General features: G+C 33.1%; 14 protein-coding genes. 13 read left to right on the forward strand and 1 reads right to left on the reverse strand.

All coding sequences use genetic code 11. From position 1 onward, the window contains the following. Positions 1–10 precede the first annotated feature (10 nt). Together KQI38_RS09900 and KQI38_RS09905 are read left to right on the forward strand one after the other, a co-directional pair. On the forward strand, positions 11–1666 hold the full coding sequence (locus tag KQI38_RS09900) for a M20/M25/M40 family metallo-hydrolase (protein ID WP_246565749.1): 1656 nt from the start codon (positions 11–13) through the stop codon (positions 1664–1666). Between the two features lie 13 nt (positions 1667–1679). Further along, positions 1680–3335, forward strand: a complete 1656-nt coding sequence (locus KQI38_RS09905; protein ID WP_094899550.1) for a PucR family transcriptional regulator — start codon at positions 1680–1682, stop codon at positions 3333–3335. A 56-nt stretch (positions 3336–3391) separates the two neighbouring features. Here KQI38_RS09905 and allE read toward each other — a convergent pair whose 3' ends face one another. Continuing rightward, on the reverse strand, positions 3392–4156 hold the full coding sequence (allE, locus tag KQI38_RS09910) for a (S)-ureidoglycine aminohydrolase (protein ID WP_216558905.1): 765 nt from the start codon (positions 4154–4156) through the stop codon (positions 3392–3394). Between the two features lie 191 nt (positions 4157–4347). Between allE and KQI38_RS09915 the strand changes: the two genes are divergently transcribed. From KQI38_RS09915 to KQI38_RS09965, 11 genes are all read left to right on the forward strand, one after another. Then, positions 4348–5586 carry a dicarboxylate/amino acid:cation symporter gene (locus KQI38_RS09915; protein ID WP_216558908.1) on the forward strand — a complete coding sequence of 413 codons (1239 nt, stop codon included), beginning with the start codon at positions 4348–4350 and terminating at the stop codon, positions 5584–5586. Positions 5587–5758: 172 nt separating this feature from the next. Then, positions 5759–6106 (forward strand): cupin domain-containing protein, encoded by a 348-nt coding sequence (locus tag KQI38_RS09920; RefSeq protein ID WP_094899553.1) that lies wholly within the window; start codon positions 5759–5761, stop codon positions 6104–6106. Between the two features lie 28 nt (positions 6107–6134). Further along, the gene (locus tag KQI38_RS09925; protein ID WP_216558911.1) at positions 6135–7274 is read left to right on the forward strand and encodes a pyridoxal-phosphate-dependent aminotransferase family protein; all 1140 of its coding nucleotides are present in this window, start codon (positions 6135–6137) and stop codon (positions 7272–7274) included. 198 nt (positions 7275–7472) lie between these two features. Beyond that, positions 7473–8711, forward strand: a complete 1239-nt coding sequence (gene allC, locus KQI38_RS09930; RefSeq protein WP_216558914.1) for an allantoate deiminase — start codon at positions 7473–7475, stop codon at positions 8709–8711. A 257-nt stretch (positions 8712–8968) separates the two neighbouring features. Continuing rightward, entirely contained in the window at positions 8969–10327 is a 1359-nt protein-coding gene (gene allB, locus KQI38_RS09935; RefSeq protein WP_216558918.1) for an allantoinase AllB, read from the forward strand. 15 nt (positions 10328–10342) lie between these two features. Beyond that, positions 10343–11707: an NCS1 family transporter gene (locus KQI38_RS09940; protein ID WP_094899557.1), complete on the forward strand. Its 1365-nt coding sequence runs from the start codon at positions 10343–10345 to the stop codon at positions 11705–11707. 385 nt (positions 11708–12092) lie between these two features. Continuing rightward, positions 12093–12251 carry a hypothetical protein gene (locus tag KQI38_RS09945; RefSeq protein WP_158220005.1) on the forward strand — a complete coding sequence of 53 codons (159 nt, stop codon included), beginning with the start codon at positions 12093–12095 and terminating at the stop codon, positions 12249–12251. A gap of 13 nt (positions 12252–12264) precedes the next feature. Then, positions 12265–13479 (forward strand): pyridoxal-phosphate-dependent aminotransferase family protein, encoded by a 1215-nt coding sequence (locus tag KQI38_RS09950; protein ID WP_246565751.1) that lies wholly within the window; start codon positions 12265–12267, stop codon positions 13477–13479. Positions 13480–13778: 299 nt separating this feature from the next. Further along, positions 13779–15119, forward strand: coding sequence for an NCS1 family transporter (locus KQI38_RS09955; protein ID WP_216558921.1), 1341 nt, complete (start codon positions 13779–13781; stop codon positions 15117–15119). Positions 15120–15157: 38 nt separating this feature from the next. Beyond that, positions 15158–16504: an allantoinase AllB gene (allB, locus tag KQI38_RS09960; protein WP_216558924.1), complete on the forward strand. Its 1347-nt coding sequence runs from the start codon at positions 15158–15160 to the stop codon at positions 16502–16504. 91 nt (positions 16505–16595) lie between these two features. Next, entirely contained in the window at positions 16596–18224 is a 1629-nt protein-coding gene (locus KQI38_RS09965; protein ID WP_201259664.1) for an amidohydrolase, read from the forward strand. Positions 18225–18325: the final 101 nt, after the last annotated feature.

Raw genomic sequence — 18325 nt, forward strand, 5'->3', positions numbered from 1 at the left:
GGGATATTTAATGTATTTGAGCTGTTATGATGAAGTGAAAAAGATAACGGAAGATCTTATCAGAGTGCCTAGTATAGTTAAAACTTCTGGTGAAAAAGAGTGTGCAAAAAAGATAATGGAATTTTATGACGAGTTATCATATTTTAAAGATAATCCAGAGTATCTACTTATGCAGCAAACAGAAAATGATGAGATTGAAAGATATAATGTAATAGCAATGGTAAGAGGAACAAAGGGAGAATCTAGAAGGACTCTATTACTTATGGGACATTTTGATACAGTAGGTGTAGATGATTTTGGCTCAATAAAGGAGCATGCATTTAACCCGGATATATTGCCAGAACTATTGAAAAAGCTGAATCTAGGTGATGATGTAAACAAGGATATAGATTCTGGTGAGTATATGTTTGGCAGAGGTGGATTAGATATGAAAGCTGGGGTAGCTTCTCATATGTATCTAATCAAATATTTTTCTGAACATCCAGAAGAATTGGATGGAAATATTATAGCCATGGCGGAGTGTGATGAGGAAGATAACTCTCATGGTGCAATATCATGCCTGAAGATATTGAAGGAATGGAAGGAAAAATATAATCTAGAATATATATCAGCTATAAATGCGGATTATTCTACGCCATACCATGAAAAAGATGAAAATAGATATGTATATTACGGGACCATAGGTAAAATGTTACCATCCTTTTATGTTACGGGAAAAGAAACTCATGTAGGACAAGCATTTGGAGGTCTAGATCCTAATTTAATAGTAGCTGAGATAACTAGATTAATGGATTTAAACCCAGATTTATGTGATGAAGCAGGGGGAGAAGTTACTATTCCTCCTATATCATTGAAACAGTCTGACTTCAAAGATATCTATACGGTTCAAACAGCAATTTCTGCTTATTCATATTATAATTTCTTTGTACACAGAATGAGTCCTGAAGACGTAATGAACAAGGTTAAGGGAAAGGCTGTAGAAGCTTTTGATAATGTTATTGAGTATTTAAACCATTCATACAAGAGATTCTGTGAAATAGGAGGGCATGTATATACAGAGCTGCCTTGGGAGACTAGAGTATATACTTGGGATGAGTTTTATAATGAATTAGCTACTATACATGGAGATAGATTTAAAATATATATTCATAATTTTGCTAAGGAATTAAATGAAAAAAATCCAGCTATGGATTTAAGAAAATTCAGCGTAACAGTAGTAGAGGAAGCTTGGAAATGGGCAGTAGATAAATCTCCTGCAATAATAATTTATTTCTCATCAACATTTTGTGCTAGAATAGAGATGCTGGGAGAAAGCCTAAGGGAAAAGGCTCTAATGTCTTCTGTAGAAGAATCTATAAAATTTGTACAAGACTACTCTGATAAACCTATAGTAACAAAAATGTTCTATCCATTTATTTCAGATATGAGTTTTATGGGGATGAGTGATAGTAGAGAAAGTCTCAAGGTGCTGGAAAACAATATGCCTGCTTGGGGATCTAAATACAATCATCCTATAGATGAAATATTGGAGGTAGATGTGCCAGTAGTTAATATTGGGACCTATGGAAAAGATGGACATAAAATAACAGAAAGACTTCATATGAGATATACTTTTGAAAATATGACTAATATAACTTATAATACAATTAAGAGATTATTAGATTAAAGAGAGGTGCGTCATGGGCATACTACTTAGCAGATTAATGAAGATGCCTTGTTTTAAGAATGCAAAATTAGTGGCAGGAACAGTCGAGAATAAGAATACTTATGTAGAAGGTATTACAATAATAGAGAGGCCAGATATAGCTAACTGGATTAAAGGTGGAGAACTTCTCTTATCTAGCTTTTACTCAATTGACAAAAATATCGAGGCACAAAAAATCTTAGTGACAGAATTGGCAGAAAAAAAAGCCGCTGCATTAATAATAAAAACCTCTAGATTTTTAACTACTATACCTGATGAAATAATAGATTTAGGAAATCAACTAGATTTTCCAATCATTGAAATATCAGGAGATACAAAATATATTGATATTACTTACCCAGTCATGGGAGAAATATTTAATGATCAGGTCAATAGATTAAATTATTATAAGGATTGCCACGAAAAATTTACCAAGCTATCACTTAAAATGAAGGGGATATCAGCTGTTGCAGAAACCCTTGGAGATTTAGTTGAAAATCCAGTAATAATATTAAACAATGAATTAACTCCAATAGCTTGGAATGATCCTAAATATAAAGATATAGATATAATTGATGATAATATTAAGGGCTTAGTAGAAAAGGATTATCCGGTTTATGGATTAAAGATGAAAATACCAAATACAAATGATACTATATATACTATGATAATAGAGCCGATTCAAGTGTTAAATGAAATAAGAGGATATTTAGGTGTACTTGAGAAAAACAGAATAATGGAGGAATTAGACTTTATTGCCTTAGAGAGTGCTGCAACTACATTGAAATTGGAGATGTTAAAAGATGTAGCAGTCACAGAAGTTGAGCTAAAATATAAAGGTGATTTAATGGATGATTTGATAAATGAAAGAATAGATTCTATACAAAGCATCTATGATAGAGGCAATTTATTTGGCTGGAATTTAAAAAGATCATTTATAGTCACTCTCTTAAATATTAGTCAATATGAAAAATATATTAATAATAAGAAAAACTTAACTGAAGGATTACATCTATTGATGGATAAAATAAAAAAACGTATAGATAGAGTATCTTATTATTATACTACAGATTATATCTCTATAAATAAAGGTGATTATATAATAATGTTGTGGCCTATAGAAAAAGGAGCTAATTTAAGAAGTTCATATAATGCAATTAAAGAATTTGGACAGGAACTCAAAAGAGTAATCTCAGATGAAATAGGAAATATTGAGGTATCCATAGGAATTGGTGGATTAGCAGAAAATCCTTTAGAAATAGGTAAGTCTTATTCTGAGGCTAAGGATGCAGTAAATTTTGGATATAGGATATTTGGAAAGGATTTCATCACTACCTTTGAAGAATTAGGAATATATAAGCTTTTATGCAGATATGAAAATAGGGATGATTTGAAGAAATTTGTTCATCCATCTTTATGGATACTTAAAGAGTATGATAAAGATAAGAATAATGAACTTATAGATACTTTGGAAAAGTATTTACACTGCAATCTAAATGCAGTAAAAACTGCTGAAGAATTATTTGTTCATTATAAAACGGTATTATATAGACTAAATAGAATAAAGGAATTAACTAATTTAGATATAGAGAACAGGGCAAATATGCTTGAAATCGAAGTAGGACTCAAGATTCTTCGTATAATAAACTAAGGTAGCTTCCACATTGTGGAAGCTACTTTAGTTTATGCTGTTAATATCTAGTTATATTATATTTCAGGATCTCTGTTACAGTCTTTAGAGTAAACATATGAAAAAGGTTCATATCCTATAGCGTAAGTAGCTTGTTGTACATAAGGTCCCATCCATATGAAATCACCTTTTTTCACTGATACCCAATTATTATCTAAGTTATACATACCTTCACCAGACAGTAAATATGCTCCATGTTCTTGAACGTGAGTTTCAATGAATGGATGAGAGCCACCAGGCTGGAAGGTTAAAATATGGAAATTCATATCAAAGGATAAATCTGTTGGTAGTAAGTCTATTAAAGTTACGTCTTCCATATCATCATAAAATATTGCTTCTAGGTTTTTAACATTATTGCTTACAACCCATGGTTCTTTTATACCATCGGCAGGAATATATCTTTGCTTATAAAGTACAAATTTTGTACCTTCCTTTGAATTATTTTCAATAATCATGGTGAGACTTGGCGGTGTATATACATATCCGCCTTCAGTTAACTCATATTTAGTTCCATCAACGATAACATCTAGGCTTCCTTCTACTACATATACGAAAGTTTCAATACCATCCCCTCCGAAGCCCTTAGTATTTCTTCCTCCAGCTTCCATATTAATTAGATATTGAACAAAACTAGCACCTAGTTTTGGAGATGCAACCACACTAATTCTACACTTTTCAAAATGTGGAATAATATTATTAACAAGTCCTTCTGGTGTAATAAGAGCATAGCTACCATGTCTTATAATTGATCTACTACTTAATAAATCATTACGATAACCCATAATTAATTCTCCTTTCAATCAATTTACATTAATTATATCATATATATATTATGAAATTTATTGGGGCAAAAACCTTTATCCATTGTTGATAAAAATAATACAGCTTTTTATCCTTGATGGACTGTGATAAAGATGTAGAATAGAGATGTGTCGTAAAGTTAGATAAATAACAAACATTGGGAGGCGATATTATGAAGAAGCTAAATATGACAAACAAGATTATGATTGCAATGATTCTTGGAATGGCAGCGGGGCTAATCATAGGTCCAGCTATTGGTCCAATAAAAGTAGTCGGAGATATTTTTCTTCGTTTAATTCAAATGTCAGTGGTGGTTCTAATAATGGGTGCAGTTATTGAAGCAGTGGGAAGCTTAGACCCTAAAGAACTTGGGAAATTAGGAGGCAAAATATTTGCTTGGTTTATGGGGCTAACTGCATTGGCAGCAGCTCTCGGCATAGGACTCGGATACATAGTTAAACCAGGGGCAGGACTGAATATGGATATGGGAACTACAACTATAACTGCCTCTCAGCAAACATTATCTGAAATGATAGTAGGTTTCTTCCCTACTAATATTATCGATGCTATGGCTAAGGCAAATATGATACAAGCAATTATATTCTCGATTTTATTTGGTTTATCATTAAGTGTAATTGGAAAACAGGATAAGGATAATGTAGTTCTCAATTTTATTAGACATTTCAATGTGGCAATTTTAAATGTTGTTAAAATGGTAATGAACCTTGCACCGATTGGAATTTTTGCATTATTAGCATGGGTTACTGGATCTATAGGCGTTAAAGTAATTATTCCACTAGCTAAGTTTTTAGGTAGTATGGCTATAGGAACCGTTATTTATATGATATTCTTAATCCTCATTTCTGCTGCATATGCCAAGGTTAGCCCTATGAGGTTAGCTAAACATCTTTGGAAGATGACGGTTGTTGCTTTCACTACGACTTCTTCTGCTATTACTCTTCCAACTAAAATGGAAGATAGCGAGATTAAGCTTGGAGTAAGTAAGAGAATTTCTAGATTAGTTAATCCTCTGGGAATGGCCCTTAATAGTAATGGATTATCACTTTATCTATCATTAGCTTGTGTTACGTTAGCACAATTTTTTGGTATGGAAATGTCAATAGCTGAATTAGTTAAGATAGTAGTATTATCAACTTTAGCTTGTTTAGGAACAGTTGTAGTGCCAGGTGGTGGTTTGGTTGCTCTTGCAACAGTTCTACCGGCAATGGGATTGCCGCCAGAAAGTATTGCATTACTAGCTGGTATAGATTGGTTCTCAGGGATGTTTAGAACTGTATTAAACGTAGATTGTGATGCCTTAGTTGCCATGATAATAGCAGTTGACGAAAAAGAGCTTGATTATGATATATTTAATGGTAAAAAAGTAATTACCAGTTCTAATACACAATAGGTTTTTAGAGAACCCTGAGTAATAATCCATATGGGTTGTGATAAGGGGTTCTTTGTCATTGTTTATCCTTAATGGATAATTAATGCCATTTATATTTTCCAATATAAGAGAGCATTAAGATATATAATGATATTAGGTATGAAATATAAAATAAAATTAGAGAGGTGCAGAAATGATAAGAAGATCTAAGGATTATAATATAGAAGTAATCGATGGACTTAAAGGTGGAAAAGGTCATGTAACTGTAGTGAATTTCTTTGAGATGGAAGATTTTTTAGGTAAAGGAAGGCTCTATGGGAAATCAATTATAAAGCCAGGTAATTCTATTGGATATCATACTCATGAAGGAGATCAGGAAGCATATTTTATATTAAAAGGTAAGGCATTATATAATGAGAATGGTGTAGAAACAATACTTGAACCAGGAGATTTAGCTATCTGTAGAGATGGTGAATCCCACTCAATTGAATCAGCAGGAGAAGAAGATTTAGAATATATTATGTTAATTCTATACAATTAATTTATAAAATATTAGGAGGTATATAGTTATGGTACAAAAATTAGTAGCAATACCAGGTCCAACACCTGTAGTAAGAAGTATTCAAGATGAAATGGGTAGGGAAACAGTTGCTTTTGGTGACCCAAACTTTATAAAAGATTATAAAGAGTTGCTAAATGATATGATGGAATTATGGGATGCAACAGGTCAAGTTTTTGTAATAGCTGGTACAGGTACTATGTCAATGGAAATGTCAATAGCTAATACTATGAGATTTGGAGACAATATACTTATTGTATCTCATGGATTCTTTGGTAACAGATTTATTGAAATCTGTGAAAGAAGAGGTATTAATGTAGATGTGATTCAATCTGAATGGGGACAAATAGTACCAGTTTCAGACATTGAAAAGAAACTGTCACAAAAACATTACCATGCTATGACTGTAACTCATGTAGATACTTCAACAGGAGTTGCTGCTCCAGTAGCAGAAATCGGAGAGATGATGAAGAAGTTCCCAGAAACTTTATATATTGTAGATGGAGTTTGTGCTACAGCAGGAGAGCCAGAGAAATTAAATTCTATGAATATAGATGTTCTTTTAACAGGGTCACAGAAAGCATTTGGAGTATGCCCAGGATTAGCTATACTTTGGGCAAGTGAAAAAGCATTAGCTAGAAGAAAATCATTTGGCATGATTCCAGATTATTATATTGACTTTGAAAAGTGGATACCAATAATGGAGGATCCTTCAAAATACTTTGCTACACCAGCAGTAAACCTTATTTGGGCTTTAAAGGAATCTGTAAATATAATTAAAAAAGAAGGTATTGAAAATAGATACCAAAGACATATTAAGTATGCAAAGGCTACACAAGCAGCTCTTGAAGCTCTGGGATTTACTATTCTTGCAGATAAAGAACATAGAGCAGTTACTTTATCAAATGTGTTGTATATGGATGGGATAAATGATGTAGAGTTCAGAAAGATATTGGCAGAAGAAGGTGCTGTAGTAGCAGGAGGACTTGCAGCTTATGCAGGTAAAATGTTCAGATTTGGACATATGGGTAATATAGATGAACACTATCTAGTGTCAGTTATGGGAGCTATTGAAAGAACTTTAATAAGATGTGGGATTGAAATCGAAGTTGGTAAAGGCGTAGGTACTTTATTAGGGAATTTAAGATAAAAGGTTGGAGTTTGGAGTATCGTCTTATGGTGGTAAGCCATAGGACGATATTCTTTTAATGTTTTATATAATTTTGATAAGTTTCAGTAATTCTTTTATCCACAATAGATAATGAATTAGTTTAGTAAAGGTAATATATTAGTAATAGAGTATTAAGATAGATTTTTCACAAATTTTTTACGAAAGGAAGTGTCAAAAATGGATACTATAAAGCCGTTAGATCTGGAGAATGAAACTACTGATTTTATTGAATGGCTAAGTAAAATGGGACAGAGTTCAGAGGGCGGTATCACTAGATTATTATATACAGATGTTTGGAAACAAACTCAGGAAGCACTGAAACAACTATTAAAAGGAAAAGGATTTATAGCTTACTCTGATGAAGTAGGTAATCTTTTCGCCAGACTAGAAGGAAGTACTTTTAAGGATGAAACCATATTGACAGGTTCTCATATAGATACAGTAGTAAATGGAGGAAAACTAGATGGTCAGTTAGGTATAATAGGTGGAATTGTTGCGATGGAATATCTAAGAGATACCTACGGGCAACCAATCAGAAATATAGAAGTAGTAGCTATGGCAGAAGAGGAAGGAAGTCGGTTTCCATTTACATTTTGGGGCTCAAAAAATATAATAGGTTCAGTTAATAGAGAAACAGTAGCTGAGTTAAAAGACGAAGATGGAGTAGGATTCATCGAGGCTATGCATAATGCAGGCTTTGACTTTAAAAACAGTAAAATTAGAGAAGATTTAAAAGCTTTTATCGAGCTTCATATAGAGCAAGGCGGAGTACTTGAAATAGAAAAAAAATCAATAGGAATAGTAGAGCATATAGTGGGACAAAAAAGATATATGATAGAAGTTGAAGGTGAGGCTAATCACGCAGGCACAACTCCTATGGGATATAGAAGAGATGCAATGAATGGAACAAGCAGAATGATTTCAGAAATAATGGACCTTGCTGTAAATTATGGAGATCCATTAGTGGCTACTGTAGGTAAAGTAGAAGTAGTACCAAATACTACAAATGTTGTACCGGGCAAGGTAATATTTTCACTAGATGTAAGACATACAAACAAAGATGTAATGATTAAGTTTACAGATGAAGTAATAGAAAAACTTAAAGATATCGCTGTAAAGTTGGATTTGAAAATTAGTATAAATAACTATATGGATGGAGAACCAGTGGCTATGGATTCTAATCTTGTTAATACTATAAAAGAGCAATGTGAAGCAAAGGCTATAAATTATAAGCTAATGCATAGCGGAGCAGGTCATGATTCTCAAATATTTGCAGAGCATATACCAACAGCATTAATATTTGTACCAAGCCATAAAGGTATTAGCCATAATCCAGCTGAATTTACAGAAGCAAAGGATTTGGTAGAAGGTATTAAAGTTTTAATAGAAACTTTATATAATTTAGCATATAAATAATAATATTAAATAAAATTATACTAAAATAACTTTCTTTTTAGTCCTAGAGTTAAAAGGAAAGTTATTTTCTTTTAGAGTGAAGTATTAAGACTTTATCTAATTTTTGATAAAGATTGGCTTTAAATTAATGGGATAAATCGATAAAATTTTTTTATCCATATAGGATAAACCCTAACTTTGTTAAAAATAATATAATGTTATTAAGTCATAAATATATATTTAATAATTATCTAATACTCTAAGAAAGAGGGGAGAGAATGTTTGATTTAATTGTAAAAAATAGTCAAGTGGTTACATCACAAAGAATTTATAAGGCTGATATTTGTGTGAAAGATGGAAAAATAGCAGCAATAGTAGCACCAGAATCTGATATAGAAGCTAAAAAGGTTATCGATGCAGATAGTAAATACGTATTCCCAGGAGCCATAGATACCCATGCTCATCTAAATGATCCTGGATATACATGGAGAGAAGATTATGCCCATGGTACAGCGGCAGCAGCTGTTGGTGGAATAACTACTGTTATAGATATGCCTTTACAGAATGAACCAGCATTAACTAATGGCAAGATTTTTGACGATAAATACAATACTGTTTCGCCAAATGCTTATGTAGATTATTGCTTTTGGGGAGGTCTAGTAGACTATAATTTAAATTCCTTAGTTGAGCTAGATAGAAGAGGATGTGTGGCATTTAAATCCTTTATTGGACCAGTATCTCCAGATTATGTTTCACTTACTATGGGACAAGTGAGAGAGGCTCTTGAAATATTAAAAACTGCTGATGCAAGGGCAGGATTCCATTGCGAAGACTATTCAATTATTAAATGGGAAGAAGGAAGAGCGAAGAGAAAAGAGAAACAAACATGGGAAGACTTCCTAGACTCTCGTCCTCTAATAGCTGAAGTGATGGCTACTAAAAATATTATTGATTTAGCAAAGGAAGTAGGGGCAAAGGTTCATATTTGTCATGTAAGTCATCCAGCAGTTGCAGAGGTTATTCAAGAAGCACAGCAAGAAGGTATAGATGTTACAGGGGAGACTTGCAGCCATTATTTAACTTTTAATAGAGATGATGTTGTGAAGAATGGTAGCTTGTTTAAATGTGCTCCACCATTAAGAGAGGCAGAGGCTGTTGAAAAGATGTGGGAATATGTAGATAATGGAACTTTAAGCTGTGTTAGTTCAGATCATTCTCCTTGTGCCCTTGAAGAAAAAGATGAAGATACTCATGGAATATTTGGTGCATGGGGTGGAATCAGTGGTATTCAAAATGTAATGCAAGTTACATTTAGCGAAGGAGTTGTTAAGAGAGGATATTCTCCAACCATATTAGCACGTACATTAAGTGAAGGACCGGCTAAGGCTTTTAGATTATATGGAAGAAAAGGTGCAATTGAAGTAGGCTTTGATGCAGATCTAGTAATTCTAGATCCAGAAAAGGAATGGGAGATTACACCAGAGTCTCTACAATATGTTAACAAAATCTCAGCATTTGTAGGATTAAAAGGAAAAGGGTTACCAGTTTGCACTATTTTAAGAGGAGAAGTTGTAGCAGAAGAAAATAATGTAGTTGGTAAAAAAGGTTATGGTCAATTAGTGAAAAAAGAAAATTAGGATGGAGGAAATAGGATGACTACAATGGAGAATAAAATGACCGAGATAGATCAAGTATATATTGACAGAGCTAAGCCAGAACTATTACCTACGAAAGAAAGAATAATGGATAATCTTTCTTATCTAGCAGCTTTCTTAGGAGGATGTGTTTCCATAGGAACTTTTTCCATGGGAGCTAGTTTGATTGGAGTTTTAAATTTAACTCAAGCAATTCTTGCTATGGCAATTGGATGTTCTGTTATAGCTATAGCACTTGTATTATCAGGGTCTGCAGGGCATAAATATGGGATACCTTTTACTGTTCAAGCTAGGAGTTCTTTTGGTTTCCGTGGAGTTAAAATACCAGGTTTCCTTAGAGGAATACCTGCAATTGTTTGGTTTGGATTTCAATCTTGGGTAGGTGCTGGAGCTATAAATGTAAGCTTAAAAACCTTAACAGGATTTGATAATTTGCCGATAGTATTTGTTCTTTTCACTGCATTACAAGTTATTCTAGCAATCAACGGATTTCACGGAATTAAATGGTTGGAAAATATATCTGTAGTCTTTATATTAGGAATTCTTGGTTATATGTTTTATACTGTATATACAAAATATGGAGTGGAGGTAGCGGCTACTATAACTAATATTAAAGGTACATGGGGACTGCCATTCTGGGGTGGAACTACTGCATTTTTAGGAATTTATTCAACAATGATTTTAAATGGGTCTGACTATTCCAGAGAGTTAAAAAGAGAAACTAAGCCAGCTATGACAGGAAGTCTTTATTGGTTATCTATTCTTCCAGCTACATTATTTATGGGATTAATTGGACTTATGGTTTCTGGAGCTACAGGTAATAATGATCCAGTGGCTGTATTTTCAACTGCTATGGATAATCAGTTTCTAACAATTATGACACTTATGTTTGTTGCATTTGCACAAGTTACAACAAATGTACTAAATAATATAGTTCCTCCTGTTTATGTACTTATGGATACATTCCATTTATCTTATAAGAAATCTGCAATTTTAGTTGGGATTTTGTCTATATGTACATTCCCATGGTTGTTAGTAAGACCAGAATCTGCAGGTGGATTGTCATTATTCGTTCAAATATATTCAGCATTCTTAGGACCTATATTTGCAGTACTTGTAGTAGATTACTTCATCATTAGAAAGAAAAAATTAAACTTGAACGATTATTATAATGCAGATGGAGCTTTTAAAGGAATCAACTGGGCTGGAGTTATAGCAATAATCGCTGGTTCAATAGTATCCTTATTCTTTGTTCAAATATCATGGTATGCAAGTTTATTACCAACAGGGCTATTATATTATTTCCTAATGAAAAATATGAAGAAAGCTGCTCCATTTAGAAAAGGAACTATTTTCGAATAAATGTAATTGTTATAGATGAAATCATTCAGCTTTGATTTTTCAGAGTTGCTTACTTTTTCGAAGATATCTAATTAACACTTAACAAAACCATAAAAGCTTCATCTTAAGTAATCTACTTAGGATGGGGCTTTTTATATAAGTTATTATCCACTTAGGATATAAGAGATATGATTTCTTTATCAACATTTGATAGGTAATTTAGCTGCATTTTATAGAATAATGGAAATAAGGGTAAAGATAAGGCTATTTCTTTATTTAATATGTGTATATGAGGAGAAGTTGTAGATAAATTAGTGGATAGATTAAAGACAGGTGATGAATTATCCACAGAAATCTTTAATTTGGAAGATGCTAAAATTTTTGATTCTACGATTTCAGTTTATTAATGGAAGAAAAACTTAGCAAAATAGCTAAGGAAACTTGTGTAAGCTTTATTATGGAGGCTAAACATGCTGTATTAAGCTCAGCAATGGGACTAATAAAAATGGGATATAAAAGTGGTACATTCAGAGAGATATTGTTAGGAGATGTTTCTAAATATTAAGGGAGGAATCTATATGTATAAAGAGTTGGTAATACCACAAAGAACTATAATGACACCTGGTCCTGCAGAAGCAGAACCAAGAGTGTTAAGGATTATGAGTGCACCAATATTAGGTCAATATGATCCTAATTTCTTACAAATAATGGATGAAACAATGGAATTAACTAGATATATATTCCAAACTGAAAATCATCAAGCTTTTCCAGTAGATGGAACTGCTAGGGCAGGAATAGAGGCTGTAATTTCAAGTATAATAGAGCCTAATGATAAGGTTTATATCCCCATATTCGGTAGATTTGGTCATCTTATGACAGAGCTATCTAGAAGAGCTGGAGGAGACGTATATACGACAGAAATCCAATGGGGTAAAACCTATGAGTTTGAAGATTTGAAAAATGAAATAATAAAAGTAAATCCTAAGGTAGTAGCAGTAGTTCATGGAGAAACCTCAACAGGCCGTATGCAGCCCTTAGAAGAGCTAGGTAAATTTTGTCGTGAAAATGACATTCTGTTAGTAGTCGATGCAGTAGCTACTTTGACAGGTACAGAATTTAAGACTGATGACTGGAATATAGACGCTGTCATTACTGGAACACAAAAGTGCTTATCAGTACCTACAGGGATGGCACCTTTAACATATAATAAAAGAGTAGAAAAGATATTAAGTGAAAGGAAAAAAGTTGAGCAAGGATTACAGATAGATTCTTATAATGACAGGATGATAAGTTCAAATTACCTAGATTTAAGCCAAATACAAGAATATTGGAGTCCAACTAGACTAAATCATCATACAGAGTCAACTTCTATGCTATATGCCTTAAGGGAAGGACTTAGAATAATCAAAGAGGAAGGACTTGAGGCTAGAATTGCCCGTCATGCATTAAATGAGAAAGCACTGGTAGCAGGTATAGAAGCTATGGGACTTCATATATTTGGTGATAAGGTAAATAAATTGCCGACAGTAACATGCGTATATGTACCAGAAGGAATCAAAGAGGATGAAATTCGTGAGAGAATGATAGAAGATTTTGGGGTGGAGATAGCAGCAGCCTTTGGCTCTTTATCAGGTAAGATATGGAGGATAGGTTCCATGGGATATAGCAGTCGTAAGGAAAATATACTAAAAGTACTTTCTGCTTTGGAAACTTCTTTAATTAGAAATGGGGCTATTGTAAATAGAGGAGAAGCCTTACAAGCAGCTTTAGATGTATATGAGGAGAAAAGATAGAATTAAGAAAAAATAAGTATCATTTATGGTGCCTGGCACCATAAATGATACTTATTTTTTCTCGAGGCTTTCTCAGTATTAAACAGTAAAAAACTTGATTATTTTATTGTCAAAAATTCCCTTTGCACTAATGGGATAAATTGGAAGAATTCTTTTATCTATAAAGGATAAACAAAAGATTGTTAAAAATAATATAATGTTCATAAGTAAAATAAAAAAGGAGGAAATAGGATCTCATAAGCTGTGCGTAAAATTTTATATGCTTTTGTTGAAGTTAATATTAATTGGGGGGTTGGACAATGAGTACATTAGATAATGCTATTGTAGATGGTATTGGGCATGACGGACAGGATGAATCCTTATATCCTGTAAAGGAACGTATTTTAGATAACTGGTCTTATTTGTTTGCATGGTTAGGTGGTTGTGTATCAATAGGTACATTTACCTTAGGCTCAAGTATGACTCATGAACTTAACATTGTTCAAGCATTAGTAGCCATGTTTATAGGAGCAACAGTTGTGGCAGTTGGATTAGTGTTTAATGGTAAATTTAGTCACAAATATGGTGTTCCTTATACTATTCAACTTAGATCTGCCTTTGGTATAAAAGGCTCTAAGCTTCCAGGCTTTATAAGAGGGGTTCCAGCTATAATATGGTTTGGCTTCCAATCATGGGTAGGAGCATCAGCTATTAATATGGTATCATATTCATTATTCGGGTATCAAAACCAAGTGTTATTTTTTATACTTTTTCAATTAATACAAATTGCTTTAGCAACTACAGGATTTAAGGGAATCAAATGGCTAGAAAACATAGGTTCAATATTTATTCTCTTAACGCTTACTTATATGTTCTTTAGTGTAATAAATAAATACGGTGCAGTAATATCTTCAGAAATTGTAGATTTCAAAGGGTCCTGGGGTTTACCTTTCTGGGGAGGAGTTACAGCGTTTACAGGAGTTAACTGTACAGTACTTTTAAATGTAGGAGATTATGTAAGAAACTACAAGCAAGGAACAAAACCTGCAATTACAGGATTAATATATTGGGCAGCTATATTACCAATAACTATATTCATGGGTATGATAGGACTTATAGTATCAACTGCTACTGGAATGGCTAATCCAATAGATGTATTCTCGTCAGCAGTAGACAATCAATTCTTAGTAATTGTAACGATGATATTCATAGCAGCAGCACAGATTACTACTAATGTTTTGAACAATATATTACCTCCTTCATATGTATTGATGGATACATTTAAACTTTCCTTCAAAAAATCTGCTATAATTGTTGGATTACTTTCATTTGCTACATTTCCATGGAAGTTAATTAGTCCAGAGTCAGCAGCAGGACTTAATCTATTTGTACAAGCGTACTCAGCATTTTTAGGACCAATATTTGCAGTACTTATAGTTGATTACTTCTTTATTAAAAAAGAAAAAATTAATTTGGCAGATTTATATAATGAAGAAGGACCTTTTAAAGGAATAAATTGGGCAGCAATTATTGCTATTGCAGTAGGTGCAATTGTAGCTCTATTAGAAGTAAGATTATCATGGTATGCAAGTCTGCCACCTACAGCATTAACATATTATATTTTAATGAAAAAAATGCCATCAGCAAAAACCTACTGGTAAAAATCTAGAAATCTAAGGTTATATAGGAGGAGAATATTATGAGTAAATATGATTTAATCATTCGTAATGGTATAGTAGTAACAGATGAATCAGTGGAAAAACTAGATATTGCTGTAGCTGATGGGGTAGTAGTAGAATTGAAGCCTGAAATAACTGGTATTGCCATAGAGGAAATAGATGCTCATGGGAGATATATATTGCCAGGTGGTTATGATTGTCATGTTCATTTTAATGAACCAGGTCGTACAAATTGGGAATCATTACTTACTGGCACATCTTCTCTTGCAGCTGGAGGAATGACCTCATTTACAGATATGCCGCTTAATTCAACACCTGTAACAACAAATGGAGAGAATTTTGATTTAAAACTTGAGGCAGCTAAGAGAAATTCGCTTGTTGATTATAGCTTCTGGGGTGGATTAACACCTAATAATTTAGAAAATCTAGAAGAATTAGCAGAAAGAGGAGTAGTTGGCTTTAAAGCCTTTACATGTTTTAGCGGTCTGGAAGAATTTGAAGGTGCAGACGATTGGACATTATACAAGGGTATGGAAATCGCTGCTAAACTGGGATTACCAGTATCAGTGCATGCTGAAAATAGGGACATAACAAATAAACTAACAGACAAGTTTATAAAAGAAGGTAAAACTACACCTAGGGATTTCCTAAACTCTAGACCAGAGATTTCAGAAATTGAAGCTGTTCAAAGAGTTATATTATTTGCTGAAGAAACAAAGTGTAAACTTCATATTGCCCATATTAGTACTGCAAGAGGAGTTCAGCTAGTTGTTGAAGCTAGAAAAAAAGGTATAGATGTAACCTGTGAAACTGTTTCTCAATATTTAACATTTACAGAAGATGATTTAGAAGGATTAGGGGCAATAGGGAAATGCTGTCCACCTCTTAGAGCAAAGGACACAAAAGAAAAACTATGGGGACATGTTCTTGTAGGGAATGTGGATATAGTTTGCTCAGATCATTCACCAGCACCATTTGAATTAAAGAAAGATAGCAACTTCTTCAAGGTATGGGGAGGAATATCAGGCTGTCAATCTACAATGAATGTAATGCTTACTGAAGGATATCATAATAGAGGACTATCACTTATAGATGTTTTCAAACTTATATCACTAAATCCAGCAGAAAGATTTGGAATAAAAAATAAAGGTGCAATAAAAATAGGATATGATGCGGATGTGGTTTTAGTTGACTTAAATGAAAGTTTTGTCTTAAAAAATGAGGATTTATTTTATATGCATAAAGTAAGTCCGCTTGTAGGATTGAACTTTAAAGGAAAGATTGCACGAACAATTCTTAGAGGAAAGACTATATTCCAAGATGGGAAAATAGTATCTGAACCTATAGGAAAATTTTTGAGACCTTAATATATTAAAATAACTTTAGATTTTGGTTACCTTAATCTAAAGTTATTTTAGTTTTTTGTAGTATAATATAATTATATAAGGAGGGGATTTAGTGGACTTAATATTAATAAATGGGAAAATCTATACTATGGATGAAGAAAGAAATATGTTCGAATCCATTGCAGTGAAGGAGGATATTATCCAAAAAGTTGGTAGGACTCAGGAAATAATATCACTTAAGACAGATAATACAATAGTTTATGATTTAAAAGGCAAAGTTGTTGTACCTGGATTTAATGACAGCCATATGCATTTATTAAGTTATGGACATTCTTTAAAAAGGATAGATCTTGTAGGAACTAATTCTATAGATGACATAAGTAATAGGATTAGGAGAGCTATTGAAGAGAAGTGTATAGAAAAAGGAGAATGGATTAATGGCAGAGGCTGGAATCAGGATTACTTTCAGGGAGAAAAAAGATTTCCAACAAGATATGATTTAGATAACATATCTTTAGATCATCCTATTTTAATCGGAAGGGCATGCGGACATATTGTTGTAGTAAATAGTAAGGCATTAGAATTATTAAATATAACAAAAGACACACCACAAGTAAATGGAGGCCATTTTGATTTAGATGAGAAGGGAGAGCCTTTAGGTATATTTAGGGAAAATGCCGTTGGATTAGTATACGGTAATCTTCCAAGCCCTACAATAGAAGAGATAAAAGATATGATGGTAGATGCTATTAGAGATATGAATAGATGTGGTATTACTTCTGTTGGAACTGACGATTTAGGTGCATTTTCAGATGGAGATTACGAGAAAGTAATATTAGCATACCAAGAGTTAAAAGAAGAAAATAAATTGAAAATGAGGATATATGAGCAGTGTTTAATTCCTGATATAGATGAATTGCAAGGATTTATAGAAAAAGGGTATAGAACTTCTTGGGGTGATAGATTTTTTAAAATAGGACCTTTGAAATTGTTGATAGATGGTTCTTTAGGTGCTAGGACCGCAGCTTTAGTTGAACCTTACTCTGATGATACTAATACAAAAGGAATAACTACTATTAGTCAAAAAGAATTAGATGCTATAGTAGATTTAGCTAATAGCAATAATATGCAAACAGCAATCCATGGCATAGGAGATAAGGCCATGTATATGGCTTTTGAAAGTATGGAAAAAGCTCTGAGTAAGAATCCTAAAGAAGATCATCGTCATGGTATAGTTCATTGTCAGATAACTGATGAAGAGCTTCTGGAAAAGTTTTCAGAATTAAAAGCAATAGCTTATATACAGCCTATATTTTTAGATTATGATTGGAAAATTGTAAAGGATAGGGTTGGAGAGGATAGGGAAAAAACTTCATATAATTGGAAATCTATGTTAGACAGAAATGTACCTATAGCCTGTGGGTCCGACTCTCCAGTTGAGACATTTAATGTGTTGAAGGGAATATACGAAGCTGTTACTAGAAAAGATCTAGAGGGAAATCCTGCTGGAGGATGGTTGCCAAATCAAAAGTTAACAGTTGAAGAGGCAGTATATGGCTATACCATGGGAGGAGCTTATGCTTCCTTTGAAGAAAATATAAAGGGATCATTAGAAGAGGGAAAGCTTGCAGATATGGTTATATTGTCGAAAGATATATTTAATATAGAAGAAGATAGTATAAAGGATGTAGATGTGGTAGCTACCATATTTGGGGGAGAAATAGTATTTGAAAATAAGTAACAAAAACGGTGGCCGTCCCAGCCGCCATATATAGTTAGTTAGAAATAGATTCTCTATATAACTATAAAATCTAGGTGGCTGAGGTTGCACCGTTTTTGTTA

Source organism: Tissierella carlieri (genome assembly GCF_018917285.1).
In the GTDB taxonomy this organism is placed as follows: Bacteria; Bacillota; Clostridia; order Tissierellales; family Tissierellaceae; genus Tissierella; species Tissierella carlieri.

What these genes read in the sequence shown, in the direction of transcription:
- allE (WP_216558905.1), bottom strand. Translation starts at nt 4,156, where the DNA reads ATGGGTTATCGTAATGATTTATTAAGTAGTAGATCAATTATAAGACAT.
- allB (WP_216558918.1), top strand. Translation starts at nt 8,969, where the DNA reads ATGTTTGATTTAATTGTAAAAAATAGTCAAGTGGTTACATCACAAAGA.
- KQI38_RS09940 (WP_094899557.1), top strand. Translation starts at nt 10,343, where the DNA reads ATGACTACAATGGAGAATAAAATGACCGAGATAGATCAAGTATATATT.
- KQI38_RS09920 (WP_094899553.1), top strand. Translation starts at nt 5,759, where the DNA reads ATGATAAGAAGATCTAAGGATTATAATATAGAAGTAATCGATGGACTT.
- KQI38_RS09925 (WP_216558911.1), top strand. Translation starts at nt 6,135, where the DNA reads ATGGTACAAAAATTAGTAGCAATACCAGGTCCAACACCTGTAGTAAGA.
- KQI38_RS09945 (WP_158220005.1), top strand. Translation starts at nt 12,093, where the DNA reads ATGGAAGAAAAACTTAGCAAAATAGCTAAGGAAACTTGTGTAAGCTTT.
- allB (WP_216558924.1), top strand. Translation starts at nt 15,158, where the DNA reads ATGAGTAAATATGATTTAATCATTCGTAATGGTATAGTAGTAACAGAT.
- allC (WP_216558914.1), top strand. Translation starts at nt 7,473, where the DNA reads ATGGATACTATAAAGCCGTTAGATCTGGAGAATGAAACTACTGATTTT.
- KQI38_RS09900 (WP_246565749.1), top strand. Translation starts at nt 11, where the DNA reads ATGTATTTGAGCTGTTATGATGAAGTGAAAAAGATAACGGAAGATCTT.
- KQI38_RS09955 (WP_216558921.1), top strand. Translation starts at nt 13,779, where the DNA reads ATGAGTACATTAGATAATGCTATTGTAGATGGTATTGGGCATGACGGA.
- KQI38_RS09950 (WP_246565751.1), top strand. Translation starts at nt 12,265, where the DNA reads ATGTATAAAGAGTTGGTAATACCACAAAGAACTATAATGACACCTGGT.
- KQI38_RS09905 (WP_094899550.1), top strand. Translation starts at nt 1,680, where the DNA reads ATGGGCATACTACTTAGCAGATTAATGAAGATGCCTTGTTTTAAGAAT.
- KQI38_RS09915 (WP_216558908.1), top strand. Translation starts at nt 4,348, where the DNA reads ATGAAGAAGCTAAATATGACAAACAAGATTATGATTGCAATGATTCTT.